Annotated in this window: 22 protein-coding genes; 13 read left to right on the top strand and 9 right to left on the bottom strand. The window is 60.3% G+C overall.

Annotation, left to right across the window (positions count from 1 at the left end; genetic code table 11):
- The first annotated feature begins 14 nt into the window (after positions 1 to 14).
- The 3 genes from dapB (at position 15) to TRL7639_RS16585 (ending at position 2,905) form a co-directional block, all read left to right on the top strand.
- Positions 15 to 824: a 4-hydroxy-tetrahydrodipicolinate reductase gene (dapB, locus tag TRL7639_RS16595; protein ID WP_085796993.1), complete on the top strand. Its 810-nt coding sequence runs from the start codon at positions 15 to 17 to the stop codon at positions 822 to 824.
- 93 nt (positions 825 to 917) lie between these two features.
- Complete coding sequence (locus TRL7639_RS16590; RefSeq protein WP_133057668.1) at positions 918 to 2,045, top strand: NADase-type glycan-binding domain-containing protein; 1,128 nt, start codon at positions 918 to 920, stop codon at positions 2,043 to 2,045.
- Positions 2,046 to 2,089: 44 nt separating this feature from the next.
- On the top strand, positions 2,090 to 2,905 hold the full coding sequence (locus tag TRL7639_RS16585) for a class I SAM-dependent methyltransferase (RefSeq protein ID WP_085796991.1): 816 nt from the start codon (positions 2,090 to 2,092) through the stop codon (positions 2,903 to 2,905).
- Between the two features lie 19 nt (positions 2,906 to 2,924).
- Here TRL7639_RS16585 and TRL7639_RS16580 read toward each other — a convergent pair whose 3' ends face one another.
- Genes TRL7639_RS16580 through tmpA form a run of 3 tightly spaced genes read right to left on the bottom strand, consistent with a single transcriptional unit; the run spans position 2,925 to position 5,313 of the window.
- Entirely contained in the window at positions 2,925 to 3,593 is a 669-nt protein-coding gene (locus TRL7639_RS16580) for an ureidoglycolate lyase (RefSeq protein WP_085796990.1), read from the bottom strand.
- Positions 3,590 to 4,180 (bottom strand): (R)-1-hydroxy-2-trimethylaminoethylphosphonate oxygenase, encoded by a 591-nt coding sequence (gene tmpB, locus TRL7639_RS16575; RefSeq protein WP_085796989.1) that lies wholly within the window; start codon positions 4,178 to 4,180, stop codon positions 3,590 to 3,592. The genes TRL7639_RS16580 and tmpB overlap by 4 nt, the downstream gene beginning before the upstream one ends.
- Entirely contained in the window at positions 4,177 to 5,313 is a 1,137-nt protein-coding gene (tmpA, locus tag TRL7639_RS16570) for a 2-trimethylaminoethylphosphonate dioxygenase (protein WP_085796988.1), read from the bottom strand. The genes tmpB and tmpA overlap by 4 nt, the downstream gene beginning before the upstream one ends.
- A gap of 99 nt (positions 5,314 to 5,412) precedes the next feature.
- Here tmpA and TRL7639_RS16565 point away from each other — a divergent pair, with 99 nt between their 5' ends.
- The 8 genes from TRL7639_RS16565 (at position 5,413) to TRL7639_RS16530 (ending at position 14,675) form a co-directional block, all read left to right on the top strand.
- Entirely contained in the window at positions 5,413 to 6,282 is an 870-nt protein-coding gene (locus TRL7639_RS16565) for a LysR family transcriptional regulator (RefSeq protein WP_085796987.1), read from the top strand.
- A 112-nt stretch (positions 6,283 to 6,394) separates the two neighbouring features.
- On the top strand, positions 6,395 to 7,348 hold the full coding sequence (locus tag TRL7639_RS16560; RefSeq protein ID WP_085796986.1) for a metal ABC transporter solute-binding protein, Zn/Mn family: 954 nt from the start codon (positions 6,395 to 6,397) through the stop codon (positions 7,346 to 7,348).
- A gap of 3 nt (positions 7,349 to 7,351) precedes the next feature.
- Positions 7,352 to 8,155 (top strand): metal ABC transporter ATP-binding protein, encoded by an 804-nt coding sequence (locus tag TRL7639_RS16555; protein ID WP_085796985.1) that lies wholly within the window; start codon positions 7,352 to 7,354, stop codon positions 8,153 to 8,155.
- 18 nt (positions 8,156 to 8,173) lie between these two features.
- Complete coding sequence (locus TRL7639_RS16550; protein WP_085796984.1) at positions 8,174 to 9,379, top strand: metal ABC transporter permease; 1,206 nt, start codon at positions 8,174 to 8,176, stop codon at positions 9,377 to 9,379.
- Positions 9,376 to 10,305, top strand: coding sequence for a metal ABC transporter permease (locus tag TRL7639_RS16545; protein ID WP_085796983.1), 930 nt, complete (start codon positions 9,376 to 9,378; stop codon positions 10,303 to 10,305). Before TRL7639_RS16550 ends, TRL7639_RS16545 begins: the two co-directional genes overlap by 4 nt.
- Positions 10,306 to 10,566: 261 nt before the next feature.
- Positions 10,567 to 12,447: a DNA mismatch repair endonuclease MutL gene (gene mutL / locus TRL7639_RS16540; protein ID WP_085796982.1), complete on the top strand. Its 1,881-nt coding sequence runs from the start codon at positions 10,567 to 10,569 to the stop codon at positions 12,445 to 12,447.
- Positions 12,448 to 12,508: 61 nt separating this feature from the next.
- Complete coding sequence (locus TRL7639_RS16535) at positions 12,509 to 13,747, top strand: DNA recombination protein RmuC (RefSeq protein ID WP_085796981.1); 1,239 nt, start codon at positions 12,509 to 12,511, stop codon at positions 13,745 to 13,747.
- Positions 13,748 to 13,883: 136 nt separating this feature from the next.
- Complete coding sequence (locus tag TRL7639_RS16530) at positions 13,884 to 14,675, top strand: class II glutamine amidotransferase (RefSeq protein WP_085796980.1); 792 nt, start codon at positions 13,884 to 13,886, stop codon at positions 14,673 to 14,675.
- A 133-nt stretch (positions 14,676 to 14,808) separates the two neighbouring features.
- Here the strand turns inward: TRL7639_RS16530 and TRL7639_RS16525 are convergent, their stop codons facing one another.
- On the bottom strand, positions 14,809 to 15,576 hold the full coding sequence (locus tag TRL7639_RS16525; RefSeq protein WP_085796979.1) for an isocitrate lyase/PEP mutase family protein: 768 nt from the start codon (positions 15,574 to 15,576) through the stop codon (positions 14,809 to 14,811).
- Entirely contained in the window at positions 15,573 to 16,643 is a 1,071-nt protein-coding gene (locus TRL7639_RS16520; protein ID WP_085796978.1) for a bifunctional transcriptional activator/DNA repair enzyme AdaA, read from the bottom strand. Before TRL7639_RS16520 ends, TRL7639_RS16525 begins: the two co-directional genes overlap by 4 nt.
- Positions 16,644 to 16,806: 163 nt before the next feature.
- Between TRL7639_RS16520 and TRL7639_RS16515 the strand changes: the two genes are divergently transcribed.
- Entirely contained in the window at positions 16,807 to 17,124 is a 318-nt protein-coding gene (locus tag TRL7639_RS16515) for a DUF3775 domain-containing protein (RefSeq protein ID WP_085797263.1), read from the top strand.
- A gap of 39 nt (positions 17,125 to 17,163) precedes the next feature.
- On the opposite strand, the gene TRL7639_RS16510 is transcribed toward TRL7639_RS16515, so the two are convergent.
- Positions 17,164 to 17,628 carry an Lrp/AsnC family transcriptional regulator gene (locus TRL7639_RS16510; RefSeq protein ID WP_085796977.1) on the bottom strand — a complete coding sequence of 155 codons (465 nt, stop codon included), beginning with the start codon at positions 17,626 to 17,628 and terminating at the stop codon, positions 17,164 to 17,166.
- A gap of 127 nt (positions 17,629 to 17,755) precedes the next feature.
- Here TRL7639_RS16510 and TRL7639_RS16505 point away from each other — a divergent pair, with 127 nt between their 5' ends.
- On the top strand, positions 17,756 to 18,691 hold the full coding sequence (locus TRL7639_RS16505) for an aminotransferase class IV (RefSeq protein ID WP_235820432.1): 936 nt from the start codon (positions 17,756 to 17,758) through the stop codon (positions 18,689 to 18,691).
- A 100-nt stretch (positions 18,692 to 18,791) separates the two neighbouring features.
- Here the strand turns inward: TRL7639_RS16505 and TRL7639_RS16500 are convergent, their stop codons facing one another.
- The 3 genes from TRL7639_RS16500 to TRL7639_RS16490 are packed head-to-tail and all read right to left on the bottom strand — an operon-like array spanning position 18,792 to position 21,253.
- Positions 18,792 to 19,934, bottom strand: a complete 1,143-nt coding sequence (locus TRL7639_RS16500; RefSeq protein ID WP_085796976.1) for a saccharopine dehydrogenase family protein — start codon at positions 19,932 to 19,934, stop codon at positions 18,792 to 18,794.
- Positions 19,935 to 19,947: 13 nt separating this feature from the next.
- Positions 19,948 to 20,196: a SemiSWEET family sugar transporter gene (locus TRL7639_RS16495; protein WP_085796975.1), complete on the bottom strand. Its 249-nt coding sequence runs from the start codon at positions 20,194 to 20,196 to the stop codon at positions 19,948 to 19,950.
- A 1-nt stretch (position 20,197) separates the two neighbouring features.
- Positions 20,198 to 21,253 (bottom strand): saccharopine dehydrogenase, encoded by a 1,056-nt coding sequence (locus TRL7639_RS16490; RefSeq protein WP_085796974.1) that lies wholly within the window; start codon positions 21,251 to 21,253, stop codon positions 20,198 to 20,200.
- Positions 21,254 to 21,264: the final 11 nt, after the last annotated feature.

Genomic DNA, 21,264 nt, shown 5'->3' with positions numbered 1-21,264 from the left:
AAGGGAATCGTGCCATGACCCACACACCAGGGATCGTCATTACCGGAGCATCGGGCCGCATGGGTCAGATGCTGATGAAAACCGTGCTGGACAGCGACGCGGCGAAACTGGTGGGTGCGGTCGAGCGCAAGGGGCACGATTGGGTCGGGCGTGATGTGGGCGAGGCCATGGGCGGCCAGCCCGTGGGCGTTACCGTCACCGATGACGCGCTTGAGGCGTTTTCCCATGCGCAGGCAGTCATCGATTTCACCGCACCCGACGCGACGCTGGAATTTGCCGCGCTCGCCGCACAGGCGCGCTGCGTGCATGTGATTGGCACCACCGGCATGTCGGATGAGCAGATTGCGCGGCTGGAACCAGCCTCGCGCCACGCCGTCATCGTGCGCGCGGGCAACATGAGCTTGGGCGTGAACCTGCTTGTGCAACTGACCAAAAAGGTCGCCGCTGCGCTGGACGAAGATTTCGACATCGAAGTGATCGAGGCGCACCACCACCACAAGGTTGATGCGCCCTCGGGCACAGCGTTGATGTTGGGCGAGGCTGCCGCCGAAGGGCGCGGCGTTGATCTGAACGATGTGTCCGACCGAGGCCGCGATGGCATCACCGGCGCGCGCAAGCGGGGCGACATCGGGTTCCACGCGGTGCGTGGGGGCGACATCGTGGGCGAGCATGACGTGCTTTTTGCGGCCCCCGGCGAACGCATCGTTTTGCGCCACCTGGCCACCGACCGGGCCATCTTTGCCCGCGGGGCACTCAAGGCGGCGCTTTGGGGGCAGGGCAAAGCCCCCGGTGAATACGATATGGTCGACGTTCTGGGCTTGTAACCCCACGCCAATTGGCGATTTTTGCCTCGCGCCCTTTACCGGTTCACGATGTTCTGCCTAACCTTGGGCAGGCATCGCACGGGGGAGGGCAAGGTGCACAGGGGTATCACTGGGGCTTTTTTATTGGCACTGGGCGCAGGCAGCGCATGGGCGCAGCAAGGTGGGAATACGCAGGTGGCCTGCACCGTGTCTGGCTGCAAAGAAATTACGCTGCAAAAACCACGCTACAACGACGCCAGCGCCTTTTCGGTGCAGCAGGTCTGGAGCGTAGTGAACAACATCTTGGCGGTGTCGGGATTGCTGCCCAACTTTCAGGTTGTTGAAACGGGCGAGGTCGGCAATGCGGCCGCCATCATCATCGACGGTGAACGCTATCTGGCGTTCAACCCGGATTGGCTGGCACAATACGAGACCGATCCAAACGGGCGCTGGCAACTTTTGGGCGTCATGGCGCATGAGGTCGGGCATCATCTGCAAGGCCATACCCTGACTGGCGAAGGCTCTCGCCCGCCGACAGAGTTGGAGGCGGACGAATACGCGGGCTTCATCCTTGCCGCTTTGGGGGCAAACCTGACCGAAGCGCAATCGCTTTGGGCCACCCTGCCTGCCGAGGGCTCGGTCACGCACCCACCACGGCATCAACGACTTGCAGCGATCGAACGCGGTTGGTTGCGACGTCAAGGGCAGACGCCGGTTGTTGCCGCGCCAGCCGTTCCCGTCGCAAAACCGGCCGCTCCTAAGCATCCACCACCGCCTGGTTGGGCCATGCGCAACTGCACCGGTGTGACTGCTGTCAACCGCCGGGCCGAGTTGTGTTTCACCTCGGTTCTGGCATCTCAAAGCGGCAACAGCTACGGCCCACGCAACGTGACCGACGGCAATCACCGCACGGCCTGGGTGGAGGGCGCGCAGGGGCAGGGGATCGGTGAAGCGTTTACAATCGTGTTCAATGAACCGGTGCTGATCAACCGCTGGAGTTTGCGCAACGGGTATGCCAAGTCGAACAAGACCTACACGCGCAACAGTCGCGTGCGGGAATTGCGATTGAAGTTTTCAAACGGCAAGCAGACTCATTTCACCATGGATGACACGCCGGATTGGCAGGGAACATCGGCCCTGTCAGAATATGGGCCGGTCTCGTGGATCACCTTTGAGATCATGGATGTTTATCCGGGCACGCATTACCAAGACACGGCAATAACCGAGCTTGCGTTCGACTGACGCGCGCTTGTGATCAATCAATTTAAGCTGGAGGCCAGAGCGCTGTGGATTGGAAAGCAATTGCAGAACCCTGGCTGCGGGTTGAGGCCGAAACCGACGCTGCCCATGCCCCGGTACTGGATGGGTTGATTGCCCGAGCGGGTCTGCACCGGGGACAGTCCGTTTTGGACATCGGGCCGGGTGGTGGCGTTTCGTTGCTTGCCGCAGCCAAGACGGTTGGACCAACGGGGCACATCACCGGGGTCGAGATTGCCCCACCGTTTGCGGAACGGGCGCTTGCTCGTGTGCCCGGGAACGTTGCCGTTCAGGTCGGCGATGCGGCTGACTATCCATTCATGGGGCGAGAATTCGATGCCGCTATTTCGATGCTGGGAGTGATGTTCTTCGCCAATCCGTCGCGCGCATTTGCCCATATCCGAACCGCTCTCAAACCTGGTGCGGTGCTGACTTTTGCCTGCTGGGGTGCGCCCGAGGCGAACCATTGGTTCGATGCGCCTGCTCGCGTGGCAGATCAAGTGTTCGGAGCAGGCCCAGCTTTCAATCCAAATGCTCCGGGCCCGCTGTCCTTGAGTGATGCAGACAAGATCTCGCGGCTTTTGAACGGTGCAGGTTGGACGGTCGAAATTGACACCCAAGACCTGTTTCTTACACCGCGCGGGGGGCCCGAAGAGGTCGCTCGATTATACATGACCGTCGGAGCAGCAGCCATGCGGATGGGGGCAGAGAAGGCCAAGGGAACTCTGGGCAAATCTCATCGAGACGCGGTGCGCTCGAAGCTGATAGATGTATTTTCCGAGATGACGGTGGGGGACACAGTTCGGGTGCCGGCTCAGGTGCATTATGTGCGCGCCACCGCCTGACGGCGCGCATGTGTTCAGATCACAGGTCTTTCACCTTGTCCGCGCGCAGCGGGCAGGACAGGTAGACGCCGAACTCTTTGCCGATGTCGGCGCTGACGCGGGCGTGCACCTTGCCTTGGCGATCCAGAAAACGCTGGCTGTCTTCGACCGGGAAAATCCCCTCGTGCCAGATGCCCGGATGAATATACAGCCCGCGCGAGCCATCACACCAAAACGCGACCACCTTGTCCGGCGTCAGGTTGTCTCCCGTTAGGGCGGCAGGCACGATGAACGGCTTGTTGTCTAGCGGCCAGAACATCTGCCCCCCGTCGGGGTGATAATTCATGTGCCACAACAACACCTGATCGCGCGCCGCGGTCTGCGTTTCGGTCTTGGCGTGCTGCGGATCCGCGGACCAGCCCAGAACATAGTGGCCCTTGACCGCTTCGTTCTCGCCATAAAGCACATCACCCTGCCAGTCGCATTTGAACGTGCCCTCGACCCAGCCTGCCTCGTCCCCCGTGCCGTCATCAATCGGACGCCAGCCTTGCTGTGGCCAACGGACGATTTCGATCTCAAAGGTATCGGGGTTATCGACCAGGCAACCGTATCCTTTGACCGACGCGTCCGTGGCCCGGATCAAAGGCACCTCATGCCAGGGCAGTGAGGGTTTCGAGCTCGCCTCGAATATGTACTCGGGCGCGCTCATGCGGCACCCAGGTGCCGGTCGACCATACGTTGCACCATGGGGGCGAAATGGGTAAAATCTGGGGTGTCCATGTCTGCCCGTTTGCCAGCCTCGTCCAGATATCGCACCTGAATGATCTCTTTTAGGTTCGGGTTGGCCTCGAACGCGGCAACTTCATCAGCGCTCATCGGCCCGCCTTGCAGTTCAAGCGTATGGACCGAAGCGGCAGACAGTCGGTTGAAGTATTCAGGCTTGGTCGCGCAGAGATACCGCTTGGCCGCCACGTGATAGCGGCAGCAGTCGGTGATCACGGATGGAAAGAACTGCTCCAGCACCTCGGCGCCTGCATCCTCGTGATGGCGGTCTTCGGTGTCGTCGGGGTGATAGGTGCCAAACTCGGACGTGAAGTGGCCGATGTCGTGCAGCAGGGCACCCACGATGATCTCTTCGGGTTGGCCATTCTGTTCGGCAATGGTGGCGCCTTGCAGCATGTGCTCGGCCATGGTTACTGGCTCGCCCAGATATTCCTCCCCACCGCGCCGTTCAAAGATGTCGGCGATGAAGGCCACGATGTTGGATCGGTCCAATGTCGAGAAATCGGGCTTCATTCCGCCGCCTCCGGCTGCGCCATTTCCATCGCCGCCAAGGTCGACAGCAACCCGTCCTTGTCGGCGTAGCACCCCTGCAACCAACGTGAGCCCGCGCCGGAATACCCCAGACGCGCATGCAGCACACGGGTGTTGTCGACGATAAAGCTTTCACCCGGTTCCAGCTTGAACGATACGCCCATGGCCCGATCGTCGATGATCTCGCCCAACTGACGATAGGCAGCGTAGTAGGCTTCCATCTTGTCGAACGGTACATCGACAATCGGCGCGGAGGAGCGATTGTTGAACCGGATGCCGACCAGTTCTCCATCAGGCGACAGTTCGATCATCGGTCGGCGCGAACGCAGGCAGACGCCATCCGACCCCTTGTATTCGAACCGCGCCGGATAACCCGCAAGCAAGGCAAACCCTTCGGGGTTTTCATCGCGCAGTTTTTCCGCGGCACGGAACCCATCAACAACGATCGAATCTCCGCCCTCGGCCGAGTTCTCCAGGCAGTAGAGAATCTGCAATGTCGGAACCGGATCGCGATAGGGGTTGTCGGTGTGCGCCTGCAGACCAAGGCCTGTGTAAGCCAAGTTGGTCGGGTTCACCTCGGTGCGCACCTCAAAATAGGGGCCATAGTTGGTCTCGCGCACGTAACCGAACAGATCAGCAACTTTCAGCAGCGATTCCGGCTCGGTCGGGCCGCCGGTCAGTTTGGCGAACCCAAACTCAGCGACTGCGGCCAGCCAATCGCGTTTGGCGGCACGGGTCGACTGAACGGCGGCCCACTCGCCACTTGGTGCATCGATGCCGCGCTCCCAGGTCGTGATGCCCGGCGCGATGCGACCAAATGCGATGGATTGCGCGCGATCATAGCTGTGTTCGGCCAACCAATCGGCAGGAAATGTGACAGTTTTGTTTTCGGGCGCAAAGGTCACAGACAGATCGCCATTCACGACGCCAGCCGCGCTGATTGCAATGTCGGCAGGGATGTCCCCGATGGTGATCAGCCGCTGCCCATTGCCCGGCGCGCGGGTCTCGGGGTCCAGCGCGTTGTCGCGCAGCCAGATGGCGTGGAAGCGGGTTGTGGTGCCATCGTCAAACTCGATCGTGACGACGGACGGATCATGGGTGGCAGAGCGCAGCATGGGGTCTCTCCTTGTGGCGCGAGCTTTCCCTTGAGGAAATAGCCGCTGCATGCCATCACGACAATTAAACCTTATTCTACCTCAGGCTTGGAAATTCTTATGGATGAGAAAAAGGTCGGCTTGCCGCCGCTGGACTGGTTGCGCGTGTTCGAGGCTGCCGGGCGATTGGGTGGATTCTCTGCGGCCGCGCGTGAATTCGGGATTTCGCAGGCCGCCGTCAGTCAGCGGATAGGCAACCTTGAGGCATGGCTGGGCCGCAGTCTTTTTGTCCGCGAGGCGCGTGGTGTTTCGCTGACCACCGATGGTGAAAGTTACCTGCCGCTGGTGCAGGACAGCCTGACCGCGTTGGAAAGAAACACCGAAGACCTGTTTGGAACGGTGCCGAAAGAGTTGCGACTGGCGGCGTTAAGCTCGCACATCGACACGCTGATCCTGCCGCGGGTTGGGACGTTCTGGACGCAATACTCCAATGTGCGACTGGTGACGGATTCTGTCGCCAAACGATCCGAGTTTGACGAGGAACGCACCTGGCTGCAGCTGCGTTATGGGCGCGGGGCATGGGCAGGGCGCAGGGCCCGGCTGATTGAACAAGAGGTCATGGTGCCCATGATCGCGCCTGACGCACAGGGGCAGGACTTGCCCCGGATCGAGGTACGCGGCGAGCGTCCCGGCTGGCAGGATTGGAGCCGTGAGACTGGCGGCACGGTCCCCGGCGGCGCGGGCCTGAGCGTGGATTCCATGGCGCACGGTCTACGCGCCGCCCGCGTAGGCCTGGGCGTTGTTTTGGGGTCTTTGCCCTTGGCGCATGCGGATCTCGCAGCAAGAACTCTGGTACAAACCACGGATCAAAAGTTGAAAACGCGGGACGGATATTGGCTGACCTGGCCCGAGGATCGGCTCTATTCCAAGTCATTGCGTCGGCTTGTTTTTGCTCTTTTGGATGATCTGACGGCTGCAAGTATGAACTAAACCTCATATTTTACAGGCGATTGCAGGTTTTCTTGCGAATAATTCTCAATAGCATTGACTTACTTGCGAATTGTTCTCAATTTATGTTGGAAGCACAAACCAGAGGTTCGACATGATTCTGCGACGCTCTTTGCTGATTGCTGGTGTTCTGCTGGCTCTGCCTGTCACGGCCTGGGCGCAGGACCCGCTCAAGGTGGTGGCCACAACCGGCATGATCGCGGATGCTGCACGCCAGGTGGGCGGGGATGAAGTTGAGGTGAAGGGCCTGATGGGGCCGGGCGTTGACCCCCATGCTTACCGTCAAACCCGAAGCGATATCGTGGCCATGACCCGCGCGGATTTGATCCTGTGGCACGGCCTGTATCTTGAGGCGCAGATGGAAGAGTTCTTTCACGACCTCGAGCGCAAGCGCACCGTGGTGGCTGTGGCCGAAGGGTTAGACAAATCCAAGCTGCGCGCCCATGACGACTATGCCGATAAATTTGATCCGCATGTCTGGATGACGCCGGACTTGTGGCGTGATGTGGTGGTCGAAGTGCAAAAGGCCCTGACCGACGTGCGCCCCGAGGCGGCGGATGTCTTTGCGGCTAACGCGGAAAAGCACCTCGCTGATCTGGACCGTCTGTCAGCCTACGCGACCGAAACGCTGGTGCAGGTGCCTGACACCAACCGCGTTCTACTGACAGCGCATGATGCCTTTGGTTACTTCGGTGGCAGCTATGGCTATGAGGTGATGGGCATCCAGGGCATCTCGACCCAGTCCGAGGCCGGTTTGAACCGGATTGGTGAACTGGTGGATCTGCTGGTTGACCGTCAGATCACCGCCGTCTTTGTCGAAAGCTCGGTTTCGGACCGTTCCATTCGCGCCTTGATCGAAGGAGCCGCGGCGAAGGGGCACAAGGTACATGTCGGTGGCGAGCTCTTTAGCGATGCCATGGGCGAAGATGGCACCTACGAGGGCACCTATATCGGCATGCTCGATCACAACATCACCGTCATTGCTGGCGCATTGGGCGCAAAGGTGCCTGCGCGCGGCATGGACGGCAAACTGTCGGCGGGGTTTTAAGTGATGCTGGAACTCGCAAGCAGCAACGGCATTGCAAACACCAACGATGCTTTGCTTGAAAGCCCGCTGGCGATCCGGGGGCTGACAGTCTCTTACGGTCAGAAACCGGCGGTTTTCTCAGTCGACATGACGGTGCAGGCTGAGGCGATGACTGCAATTATTGGTCCCAACGGGGCCGGTAAGTCGACCATGCTCAAGGCCGCATTGGGCATTGTTACACCACTTTCAGGGCAGGTTACGGCCTTTGGCAAACCGCTCGAGGATCAGCGCGCTCGCATCGCCTATGTCCCGCAGCGCGCCAGCGTGGATTGGGATTTCCCGACTCGCGTGATCGATGTGGTGCTGATGGGGCTTTACCGCGAACTTGGTCTGCTGGGCCGTCTTCGCGGGCGGCATAAGGCCAAGGCGATGGACTGCCTGAACCGCGTGGGCATGCGCGACTTTGCCGATCGCCAGATCGGGCAGCTATCTGGCGGGCAACAACAGCGCGTCTTCTTGGCCCGGTCGCTGGCACAGGATGCGGATTTGTATCTGCTGGATGAACCCTTTGCTGGTGTTGATGCCGCCACCGAAAAGGCAATTATCGCGGTACTGAAATCGCTCAAGGACGCGGGAAAGACGGTGGTTGTGGTGCATCACGACCTGGCAACAGTGACCGATTATTTCGACCACGTGTTCCTGATCAACACCCGCAAAGTGGCCGAGGGACCCGTGGACGAGGCCTTTACCGCTGAAACGCTTCAGGCTGCTTATGGCGGTCGCCTGGCAACCGCGCAGATCGACCAACTGTCGCGCGCCGCCAGTTAACAGACGGAACCCACGGTTATGTTGAGCGATGCTCTGCTGCTGCAGCTTGGCTACAATGCCACTTTGGTTGCCATCGGCGCAGCCCTTTTGGGTGTGTCTGCCGGGGTGACCGGCACTTTTCTTTTCTTGCGCAAACGCGCCCTTGTCAGCGACGCGATCAGCCATGCGACCCTACCGGGTGTCTGCATTGCTTTCATGGTCATGGTTGCGCTGGGCGGGGATGGCCGCAATCTGATCGGGCTCTTGCTGGGTTCTGCCTTGTCCGCATGGGTCGGGCTCCTGTGCCTCAACTGGCTGACGCGCCACACCCGATTGGCCGAGGATGCGGCCATCGGCTCTGTCTTGTCGGTGTTCTTTGGCTTTGGCGTGGTGTTGCTGACCGTGATCCAGACCATAGGTGTTGGACGGCAGGCGGGGCTCGAGGGGTTCTTGCTCGGTTCGACCGCAGGCATGTTGTGGGCCGATGCGATGGTCATCGCGATTGGCGGCGGCGCGACGCTGCTGTTGATCCTGCTTTTGCGCCGCCCGATGACGCTTGTGTCCTTTGATCCCGAATATGCCGCCGCGCGCGGTCTGCCGGTGGCGCGGATTGATCTGGCGATGATGGGTCTGGTGATGGCCGTGACGGTTGTGGGGCTGAAAATCGTTGGTCTGATCCTGATCGTCGCATTGCTTATCATCCCACCCGTGACGGCGCGTTTTTGGACGGAACGTTCGGACCGCGTGGTTCTGCTCAGCGGTCTGGCGGGCGGGGTGTCCGGGTTTGTCGGTGCGGCGATCTCGGCCTCGGCCCCCAATCTGCCCACGGGGCCGATCATCGTGCTGGTCAGCTTTGCTCTCTTTGCCCTGTCTTTGCTGCTTGCCCCCAATCGCGGTGTGTTGGCCGCAATCCTTGGGCATCTGCGGTTCCAGCGTCGGGTACACTTACGTCAGGGGCTGCTGGCCTTGGCCCAAGGGCAGCCGATCTATGAACGCCTGACCGTACGCCTACTGTCACGTGCGGGGTTTGCCCGTGCTGATGGGGTTGCAACCGAGCTTGGCCGCGCCCGCGCCGCCAAGGCCCTGCGTGACGAAAAGCGATGGGAAGTGGTGCGCAGTGATCAAGCGCATGAAGCGGCTGCGGCGCTTTATGACGGGTTGCGTGATATCGAAACGGTTCTGACCAAGGATCAGATCGCAGACATCGACCGCCGAATCGGTGGGCCGCAGGAGGTGCCAGTATGATCGGCGAAGAGTTTGTCCCCCTGTCTTTGACGCCCTTGTTGATCGGGATCTTTGCGGCTGTGGCCTGCGCCTTGCCCGGCAACTTTCTGGTGCTTCGAAAACAAGCCTTGATCGGGGATGCCATCAGTCATGTGGTTCTTCCGGGCATTGTTGTGGCCTTTCTGCTGACCGGTGTGATCTCGGCCTGGCCCATGATGTTGGGCGCGGCCGGTGCGGCCCTCGTGGCCGTTGTGATGATCGAGGCCATCCGCCGTCTGGGCCGGATCGAACCCGGCGCTGCCATGGGAGTGGTGTTCACCACCATGTTTGCGGGCGGCGTTCTGCTGCTGGAGCAAACCGACACCTCGTCGGTGCATCTGGACGTGGAGCATGCGCTTTATGGCAATCTGGAAAGTCTGATCTGGCTCGATGCCACAGGGTGGTCTTCACTGCTGGACGCAGAAGCCTTGGCCGGGTTGCCAGTGGAACTAGGCCGGATCGCCGCGACACTGATCGGGGTCATCGCCTTCATCTGGCTTTTCTGGCGCCCCCTAAAGATCTCGACCTTTGACGAAGGGTTCGCCCAGACGATGGGCATCCATACAAATGTTCTGGGCCTCGCGCTGGTGGTGGTTGCGGCCATTGCCGCCGTTGCCGCCTTTGACGCTGTGGGGTCAATCATCGTGATCGCCATGTTCATCTGCCCGCCCGCTGCGGCACGAATGATGACCAATCAGTTGGAGAGCCAGATCGCCTGGAGCGTTCTGTTCGCCACACTTTCTGCCGTGTTCGGTTATGTCCTGGCAGGGTACGGTCCGCTGTGGCTCGGAGCCACGGATGCGGTGAGCGCGGCTGGTATGATCGCGACGGTCTCTGGTCTTATTCTGGCGCTGACAGCCCTGTTTGGTCCCTGCCGAAAACGTGCAGGTGCTCCGGCGCAGGCCTGAGCATTCCCAGACCGGGTCAAGCCATTGCTGAAATGCGCCAATTGTAACCTTCATGTGACAAGGGGCTTAACAACGGGTGCCAAAACCCCCAGTTTCAGATCATGGCAAGGGCAATTTCAGCCCTAAGATGACCACCACTCACTCAAGACCCGGTGCCCCATTGCATGATCACACTGATCGCAAATAGAGAGGCACCGGGTCTTTTGCTTTCCGCAGCAAACGGGTGGCAGAATCGCGTGTGACCATGCTAGGTCTAGCGGTATGGCAAGCCTCGACCCCAATATCAGCGGTTTTCGACCGGTCATCCGGCAACTTGACGACGCAGCAATCAACCGGATTGCAGCGGGCGAAGTTGTGGAGCGCCCGGCCTCTGCCGTCAAGGAGCTTGTCGAGAACGCCATCGACGCAGGTGCCACGCGGATCACCGTCGACATTGCCGACGGGGGCAAGACCCTGATCCGGGTCACGGATGACGGTTGTGGCATATCACCCGAGCAATTGCCGCTGGCCTTGTCGCGCCATGCGACCTCGAAAATCGACGGCTCGGACCTGTTGGACATCCACACCTTCGGGTTCCGGGGGGAGGCGCTGCCTTCGCTGGGGGCTGTGGGGCGTTTGACCATCACCAGCCGGGTTCCGGAGGCCGAGGCCGCGACCATCCGCGTCGCGGGCGGACAAGCTGAGCCAGTCAAACCGGCAGCCTTGCGCTCGGGTACCGTGGTTGAGCTGCGGGATCTCTTTTTTGCCACGCCTGCGCGGCTCAAGTTCATGCGAACCGACCGGGCCGAGGCGCAGGCGATCACCGACACAATCAAACGGCTGGCGATGGCGGAACCGTCGATCGGGCTGACCCTGCGCGATGTGTCAGGTGGCGGCGAAGGCCGGATCGTGTTCCGGGCCGATGCCGAAAGCGGTGATCTGTTTGATGCGCTGCACGCGCGCCTGGCCCGTGTTATTGGACGCGAGTTTGCCGAAAACGCCCTGCGGATTGAAGCCGAACGGGAGGGCATTCGCCTGTATGGCTATGCCGCTCTGCCGACTTATTCCCGCGGTGCCGCCGTATCTCAGTACCTGTTCGTCAACGGGCGGCCCGTGCGCGACAAGATGCTGAACGGTGCATTAAGGGCTGCTTATTTCGATTTCCTCAGCCGCGACCGCCACCCGGCGGCGGCCTTATTCGTGGACTGTGACCCGACTTTGGTCGACGTGAACGTCCACCCCGCCAAATCCGAGGTCCGCTTTCGCGACCCTGGCATTGCGCGCGGATTGATCATCTCAACCCTGCGCCATGCTTTGGCGGACGCTGGTCACCGAGCGTCGACCACCGTAGCCAATGCCACTTTGGGCGCGATGCGACCCGAGCAAGCACCGCACCCCGGCCCTGCGCGCGTCTATCAGATGGATCGACCGTCCATGGGTGCACGCACCGCCGCTTACCGCGCGCAAGCGCCCGAACCGATGCCAACGCCGGGGTTTGCCGAGCTATCGCAAAACTATTCCGGCCAGATGATAGAGCCCACAGCGGTGGTCGATGACCAAACGCCCGAGACACCTGTTGAACAGCTGCCCCTTGGTGCGGCACGTGGGCAGGTGCATGAAAACTACATCATTGCACAGACCGCCGACGGCATGGTGATCGTGGATCAACACGCGGCGCACGAGCGGCTGGTTTACGAAAAGCTCAAAACTCAGATGGCCGAAAACGGCGTGGCTGCTCAGGCGCTGTTGATCCCCGAGATTGTCGAGCTGTCGGACGGCGATTGCAGTCGGCTGCTAGAGGTGGCGGATCACTTGAGCAAATTCGGGCTGACCATCGAAGCGTTTGGTGGCAATGCCGTGGCCGTGCGCGAAACGCCCGCGATCCTGGGCGAGGTGAACGCCCGGGCGATGATCCTGGATATTCTGGATGAATTGGCCGACCAGGGCGAAAGCCAGATGGTGCAGGCCCGGATCGAGGCGATTCTAAGCCGCGTGGCTTGCCATGGCTCAATCCGCTCGGGCCGCCGAATGCGTGGCGAAGAGATGAACGCGCTGTTGCGCGAGATGGAAGCAACGCCCCATTCCGGCCAATGCAACCATGGGCGGCCAACGTATGTCGAGCTGAAGCTGGCAGACATCGAACGGCTGTTCGGACGCAGTTGATTTTCCCCGGTCCCCTCGCTAGAGACTGGGGAAACAAAAAGAGAACACAGGCGAGGCGCAGATGATCGAGATTGCAGGACAGACCTATTCGTTGGAGGACCCGATCGTCCTTTTGGCCCTTGGTGCGGCTGCGATCCTGTTGCTGATTGCCTTGATGGTGCTTCTCAGCCTGCGGGCAGCCAACCGTTCGGCGCGGATGGCGGAACCTTTGACGCAGCAGATTGCGATTCTGGGCCAAAACGTGCAGCAGTTGGGCGCTGGCCAAGAGCAGTTGCGCGGTGGGTTGCAACATGTCTCGGATACGCAGGCCAATGCGCAGGTGCAGGTGATCCAAACGATGGAGGCTCGCCTGGGGGATGTGCAGCAACACATGAACGACCGGTTGGCGGACAATGCCATGCGCTCGGCGCGGGCTTTGGCCGAAATGCAGGAGCGGATGAAAGAAAGCTTGCATGGCTCATCCAAACAGACCGCGACCTCGCTGACGCAGTTGCAAGAACGGCTCAAGACCATCGACAAGGCGCAGGACAACATCACGAAACTGTCGGGTGATGTGCTGAGCTTGCAGGACATCCTGTCAAACAAGCAGACACGCGGGGCATTTGGGGAAATTCAGCTGAATGACATCGTGTCCAAGGCGCTGCCGTCAGACAGCTATGCCCTGCAGCACACGCTGTCGAACGGCAAGCGGGCGGACTGTCTGATTCACCTGCCCAACCCGCCGGGCCCCATCGTGATCGATAGCAAGTTCCCGCTCGAAGCTTATGAGGCGCTGCGCCGGGCCGAGACGCAGGGTGAGTTGAACGAGGCCGCACGGATGATGCGCACAGCGCTGAAGGCTCATATCAAGGCGATCGCTGAGAAATACATCATCGAAGGCGAAACCGCTGATGGCGCGCTGATGTTCCTGCCATCCGAGGCGGTTTATGCCGAGTTGCACGCAAACTTTCCCGAGATCGTGCGCGAAGGGTTTGCAGCGCGGGTTTGGATCGTCTCACCGACGACCTGCATGGCGACGCTCAACACCATGCGCGCGATTCTCAAGGACGCCCGGATGCGCGAACAGGCGGGTGCAATCCGCAAAGAATTGGGATTGCTGCACAAGGATGTGGAACGTCTGGGCGACCGAGTGGCCAATCTGGATCGGCATTTCGGGCAGGCGGCCAAAGATATCTCGGACATCAAGATAAGCGCCGACAAGGCCGGTCGTCGGGCTCTGCGGTTGGACAATTTCGATTTCGAAGAGCTGGCACCCGAAGAGACGGGGTCGGTTGTGCCATTGACCAAGCCGGGTGAGTGAGGGTTTGACACGACGCAGCCGCAATATCTGGGTCAGATGATTGATGGATTCTGATTTTCGGCAACCGGTTTGGTGAAAAATCTCATTCCTTGGGGCGTATGCTCTGCACAAAGACAGCCCCAAATGGAATTCCCAAATGTGCCGATTTCTCGCGTGGGCAGGTGCGCCACGCTATTTTGATGAACTGGTCCTCAACCAAGAACAATCGCTGGTCGAACAAAGCCGCAATGCGATGATCGGCAAGACGCCAATCAATGCGGATGGTTTTGGTCTGGCGTGGTATTCCGAGCGTGAGAGCCCCTGTTTCTACAAGGACACCAACCCGGCCTGGTCAGATGCGAACCTGCGGCAACTGGCGCATCACACGCGGTCGCGTCTGTTTCTGGCGCATGTGCGGGCCTCGACTGGGACGGCCACGTCGCGCAACAATTGCCACCCCTTTGGGCACAAGCGCTGGAGCTTCATGCACAATGGGCAAGCGGGGGGGCACGAGCGTATCCGGCAGGAACTGGACGGGATGATCCCGCCTGAGTGTTACGAGCACCGCCTGGGCGCGACCGAAAGCGAAGCGATCTTTTTGATTGCCCTTGGCGAAGGGTTGGACACCGATCCAATCGGCGCGATGGCTCGCGCGGTTGGTCGGGTCGAAGCGCTGTCGCGCAGACGGGGTGTGTCGCCGTTCATGCGGTTTGCAGCCTGTTGGTCCGATGGACAGCGGCTCTTTGCGGCACGCTATGCTTCGGACGAATTTGCGCCCAGCCTGTTTCATCGCCGCTGTGCCCATGGGATCATCGTGTCGTCCGAGCCGCTGGATGATGAACAGAAAAAGTGGGTCGAGGTGCCGACTGGGGAAGCTATTGAAATCAACGATGGTCAGATCAGCCACCATCGCTTTGTCCCGCCTTTGGAAGAGGCCGTTGCTGCCTAGGTTCTTGTTACCGAAGGCGTTCACGAAGCTGGGGGTGCTCCCGCCCGTCGTCGATGCCCCTTGGGGCAACTCCTCCCGTTGGGCCGGGCGCCGCGCTGCGCGCGGCGCGGCACTGCAGAGCGCAGGTGTTGTGTTAGAGCGCAAGCGCGGCTTTAGCGGCCTCAGTTACGCCTGCCATGGCAGTCAGGTAAGGGGCCGGGCCGTGGCTGATCCTTGCCACCCCCAGGTCGGCGAGAGTTTGGTGATCCGGAGCATTGCCGGTTTGCATGATGTTCACCGGCAGGGACGTCGCCGCGCAAATCCCGCCGATCAGTTCGGGGGTGACCAATCCCGGCACAAAGAACCCGTCTGCTCCGGCCTGCGCATAGGCCTGCGCGCGCTCGATGGCCTCGGCCATCAATTCGGGATGGGCCTCGGGTTTAGCACCTTGGAAGAAGATGTCGCATCGTGCGTTGATGAAAATGGGTACATCGGTTGATTGCGCGGCTCTGCGCAGGGTGGCGATCCGTTCGGCTTGGCTTGAGACGGCCAGGAGACCGGCACTGCCGATGACCCGATCCTCGAAATTGACCCCCACGGCGCCTGCGGCGATCACGCGCTCCATATTTGTGGCCAGCGTCCCAAGGTCATCAGTATAGCCGGCTTCGAAATCGAAGCTCACAGGCAGATCGACGGAAGTGGTGATGCGGGCAAGAATATGCAGTGCGAACTCCAGCGGCATGTCCTGCCCGTCGTCGAAGCCCTGCGCATGGGCGAGCGACCAACTGCCGGTGGCGATCGCGGGGGCGCCTGCCTTTGCAATGGCCTTGGCACTGCCTGCGTCCCAGGCGTTGTATAGGATCAGCGGTGTGCCAGGACGGTGCAGGTCTGCAAAGGTTCGGGCGGTGTCGGATTGGGTCATGCGGGGATGCTTTCGGTTGGGGCGTATTGCCGTTCCAGGTCGATCAGTTTCTGTTTGCGCCACAACCCGCCGCCATATCCGGTGAGCGAGCCGTCCGCGCCCATGACACGGTGGCAGGGGATGACGATGGCGATCTGGTTGGCGCCGTTGGCACGGGCCACGGCTCGGGTGGATTCAGGGCGATCCATGCGCCGGGCAATGTCGGAATAAGAGTGGATGCTGCCCGCGGGCAAAGTCTGCAACATGTCCCAAACTGCGCAGGTGAAAGGGGTGCCATGCAAGGCCAAGGGCACGTCGAACTGCGCGGAACGTCCGTGAAAGTATTCATCCAGCTGCGCCTCGATCCGATCTGTGGGGGCCAAACGGCCAAAGCCGAGCGAGCCCTTGCAGGCCTTGTGCAGACGCTTGAGTTCGGTCGGCAATGCCTTGCGGTCGGTGAATTCCAGCAGATGCAAATGCGTGGCATCGCTGACAGCGATCATGGGGCCCAGGGGCGTCTGGAACCAATCAGCCTTGAGCAAGGCATCTGACCGAAACGCTCCGGGCGGCAAGCCCAGATGGCGGGCAAAGGCCGCCCGAAATGCGGCACCCGAGGAAAACCCCGCATCCAACTGTGCGTCTATCACCCGACCGTCTTGGGCAAGCGTTGTCAGCCCTGCATGCAATCGGGTTTGGCGGGCCATATCCAGAAAGGTCATCCCAAAGTGGCGCTTGAACGCGCGACGAACGGTCGAGGGATCATGCCCCAATGCCACCAGATCCCCCTCGCGCCAGCGGCGAGAGGGATCAGCCTCAAGCGCCTTGATCAGGGCTTGGACAGCCGGATCCGCCTGCGCAGCAGGCTGCAACGGATGGCAGCGTTTGCAGGGGCGGAACCCGGCTTCGATCCCGGCGCCAATGGTGCCAAAGAACACGCAGTTCTCGCGCTTGGGTTTGCGGGCAGGGCAGGTCAGGCGGCACAAGATGCCGGTGCTGGTCACACCGACATAGGCGCGACCATCCCAAGCCGGGTCACGGGCAAGCAAGGCGCCATACAGGATATCATCATCAGGTAAGTCGAGTCTCATGCCCAGACCCTAGCGCGAATACTGGTACTTTGGGCGCCGGTTTTCGGGCATCTATGTCATTTTTTGGTGAAAAGAGCAGGCCGAAGGTTTGCGCAAGATCAAAGACAGTTGGCGGCCAACCCCCGAAACATCACAGGCGAGACGCGAACAGGAGGATCAGAAGATGCTGGAAATTTCGACACGCAAAGTGGCCCAGGTGGCAATGATGGCGCGAGAATTGAACCGTGCCGAAGGTGAATTGCGCGCCTTTGTTGACCGGATGAGCGAGGACGAGCAGGCAGAATTGGTGGCCATCATGTGGATCGGTCGCGAGAGCTTTTTCGCCGAAGACCTGGCCGAAGCGATTGCGACTGCCCGGTCCGAAGCTTCGACCCCATGCGCGGACTACCTGATCGGAACCCCGCATCTGGCCGATCATCTGGAAAACGGGTTGGATGCCTTGGGCGTGTCGGCCGAAGATGTCGAAAACGATCTGATGTGAGATCGAACAGGCGTCTTCTAGGTGCTGTCAAAGACAAGGTCACAAAGGGACGTGCAACCCGACTTTGACGCGATTCACCACGACATTTGAATGAAACCTTCGAATGTTTGGATTGTCGGTGAACACCTTGCGGCTGAATTCCTCATACGCGGCCATATCGACTGCAGTCACGATCAGAATGAAGTCGGTATGACCGGTCACGTAATAGCACTGTTGAACATCCTCGAGCAGGAGCATTGAGCGGCGGAATTCATCCAGCAAATCCGTGCGTTCCCGCTCCAGTTCGACTTCGACGATAAATGTCATGGCGCGCCCGACCGCATGTGCGGACAGAACCGAGATGTCAGCCTCGATGATCTGCTCGTCTCGAAAGCGTTTCAAGCGTCGCTGCACCGAGGATCGCGAAAGCCCGGCGCGCTCCCCCAACTCGTCGGCGGTCAAGCGGTTGTTGTGTTGAAGGATGTCCAGAAGCCTTTTGTCAGTCTCATCAAGGTGGATGGGCATTTTGCTTGTTATTGTCTTCTATTTTGATGAATTTTACCCGATTTTTGTTGGATATTCGGGCATCATGATCGACTTTCTAAAGTAATCTTTTCCAAACGATCCTTTCAGGTCAATGGAAAGTTAGATTATGAGCACCTTGCCCAAGTTATCCGATCGCCATGTCGATGCCCGTAATTACCCGCCCGGCGTTTCTTTTATGGATGGTCAGTACCTGCCGATTCACGAAGCAAAGCTATCGGTTCTCGACTACGGTTTCTTGCATTCGGACGCGACGTACGACGTTGTCCATGTATGGAAAGGTGCCTTCTTCCGCCTGGATGACCATCTGGATCGGTTCTTTCGGGGCATGGGCGAGCTGCACATGTCGATCCCATATGACAGGGCGCAGGTCGCTGAAATCTTGCACAATTGTGTGGCCTTGTCCGGATTGGAAAACGCCTATGTCGAATTCATCTGCACCAGAGGAACGTCGCCCGATTTCAGTCGCGATCCCCGAGACGCAGAGAACCGTTTCATCGCGTTCGCAATCCCGTTTGGGTCGGTGGCCAACAAGCAGCAGCTGGAAAAGGGCCTTCACCTGGCGGTGACAGATATCCTGCGTATCCCTGCGTTGTCGGTTGACCCAACGGTTAAGAACTATCACTGGCTGGACATGATCAAGGCGCTTTATGTGGCCTATGACCTTGGTGCTGACACGGCCATTCTGGTTGACGGCAGTGGCGATATCTCTGAAGGGCCCGGCTTCAACGTCTTTGTGATCAAGGACGGTGCGGTTTCAACACCGGGTGCCAGCGTCCTGCTTGGGGTGACACGTCAGACTGTTTTTGAAATTTGTAAGGAAATGAGGCTGGAGTGCCAGGTGCGAGCAATCTCGCGCAGTGATCTGCTGAACGCGGACGAGGTTTTCATTACCTCAACAGCCGGGGGTGTCATGCCGGTTTCGAAAGTCGACGGTCGATCAATTGGGTCCGGAGCGATCGGCACCCAGTCAAAGCGCATCATGGACCGGTATTGGCAATTGCACGATGCACCCAGGCACCGCACGCCGGTGTCCTATGCATAGCCGGGCAGTGGCGGCAGGCTTGAAACACGGCGACCCGCCAGGTTCCCGGCGGGTCGATCAAGTTGCGGCGCAATCCTAGGGCAGGTGCCCTTGGCCTGAACTAGGCAGTATGATCCACGATTTGCAGGTGCTGCGCCAATTTATCGATCTCACCCATCCAGGCGCCGACCAGTTTCGGGTCGCTGGGGGCGGCGTGAACTCCGGCCGCGATGGCGCGATCCATCACCGCTTCGATCGCCAGGGACACCGGGATCGACACCAGACGGGCCATCGCGGTACCGCGTTCGTCGCCCCAGGCGTCCATCACATAGGTCTTGTGCCAGACTTCGGTGCCGTCTTTTTCGGCCTTGAGGCCGACGCAAAGCACCACGCGATCCGGTTCGCCCTCGTCATAGGCATTCTCGGCCCAGAACTGATCGGACATCTCTTTCAGACGGGCATCACCTTCGGGACCCGACAGCGTTTCAACCTCTTTGAACACACCGTCCCAGGCCTCGGCCCAGCCATTCAGACGCAGGGTGCCGCGGACGAACTCTTTGACCGGCCAGTGCTCTTCGAAATGGTACTGCGCTTGAAACGGGAGCGAGTCGCGGTTTGGGTAGACCTCAAAGCTTTCCGGCATGGGAAGCGGGGCCACATAGCTGCTGATCGCGTCCCACGGACGTGCCACGTCCAGCGGAGCATAGTTGCGGATCGAACGCGACGGCGAGCGCAGCGCCTTGAGCACACCCAGGGGCGACCAGCTGAATTTATAGCGGAACGGGTTCGGTGTTTTGGGAATGCCGCCACAATATGAGATGAAACTCAGGTGGTTATCGGCATCAAACGCGTCCGAGGCGCGATAGTCGTCGATCAGCGCATGTGCCATCAGGTGGTCGATACCCGGATCCAGACCCACCTCGTTCACGATCACCACTCCGGCCTCGCGGGCACGCTCGTCCAGCGCGCGCATTTCCGGCGCGATGTAGGACGAGCTGACAAAGTTCGCGCCCTTGGCGATGGCCAGTTCCGCCAGCGGCACGTGCCAGTCACCTGGCAGCATGGAGACGATGACGTCCTCCTTGGCCAATTCCCCGGCCAGAACGTCGATGTCAAAGGCTTTGATCTTGTCGGTCAGGTCGCCGACCTCGGCCTGCGCCTTTTCGACGGTCCGATTCCAGACGGTCACATCATGACCAGCCTCGATCAGGCGTCGCAGTCCGGGGATGGCCGACAGGCCGGTTCCGCACCAATGGATTGTCATCTGGATCTCTCCCTTATCCGAATTTCAATTTGGCGGTGACGATGACCAGAACCGCCGTGACCGCACAGACGTTGGCCAGGATCAGCGGCAGGTCGCCCACCATCAGGCCGTAAATCAGCCACAACGAGACGGTTAGCAGGAACATCAGGTTGGATGGCAACGACAGGCCGGATGTGTCGCGGCTGCTCCAGGCTTTCCACGCCTGCGGGATCCAGCAGACGGTGCCAAATATCGCCGCAGCGATACCGATGTAGAGTTCCATGTCAGACGTCCTGCATGTGGGTTTTGAACGTGTCGCGTGCCCGACCCCAGACGCCGGTGTCGAGATCAGCCAGCATCAGCAGCGAAGGCAAAAGCTGGTCGGCGTAATCTTCGGAACTTTCGGCAGGCAGCATTGAGGGCAGGTTGTCGATGGCCATCACATCCAGCACCGGGTCGCTTGCCACACGCAGTGCAGGCGCATCCCAAGTGGTGGCGCGGTCATAGACAGGCACGGGGTTATAGTCGCTGTCCGGGTCGCAGGCGACATCGCCGATGGCGGTCAGCTTGCGGTCCGCACTTAAGGCCTCTTGCGGCACAAACACGGGCGTTCCGGGGCGGGCGAAGATGCAGTTCAGGAACAGATCGTGATCCAGGATCTCCGGGAATGGTCCGCCGCTTGCGGTTTCGGCCATGTCCCATTTAGTGACTGCAACGCCCATGGCCTCGCACAGGTCCGCGGCACCCGATCCCACGCGGCCAAGCGCACCGATCACGATAGCCGAAGGGCGGGCGACGCCGGTTTCGTCCAATTCCGAGCTCAATTCTGCCAGCAGGGCGTCCTTGCCCGGATAGGCCCCAACCGGGCCGCATTCCTCGCCCCGTTGTTGCGCAGCCCAGGTTTTGAGCGTCACGGTAGCGCCGGCATAACCGGCCCAATAGCCAAAGGCGGCGACGCGACGGCCGGTTTCATCCACCAGATATTCAAGATCATAGAGCGTTCCGCCCCCGGCCTTGAACCGCTCCAACAGGGCGCGGCCCGAATGCTGGCCCTTGAACGCATGGCCGAACATGATGTGTTTGTGCAGCAGGGGCGTGCCGTCCTCGGGTAGTTCCTTGAGGCCAAAGATGATGGCCTCAGCAGGGGCCTGCGGCCAGCTGTTCTCGGCTGCGATCTCGCAGCCTGCGTCTCGGTACCCGTCGATGCCGATGGCGCGTGTGCCGCTTTCCTCGACCGTGACCTTGATGCCTGCTGCAATCAGCTTGGCCGCGCCCGCAGGCGTCAGGCCCACGCGATCTTCGTTTAGGCGCTGTTCGGCCCGAACCCAGAGATGTGTCATGTTACGTCCTT

It is taken from the genome of Falsiruegeria litorea R37 (assembly GCF_900172225.1).
GTDB lineage: Bacteria > Pseudomonadota > Alphaproteobacteria > Rhodobacterales > Rhodobacteraceae > Falsiruegeria > Falsiruegeria litorea.
Note: the sequence above shows the minus strand (reverse complement) of the source record. Positions and strands in the feature narration are given on the sequence as shown.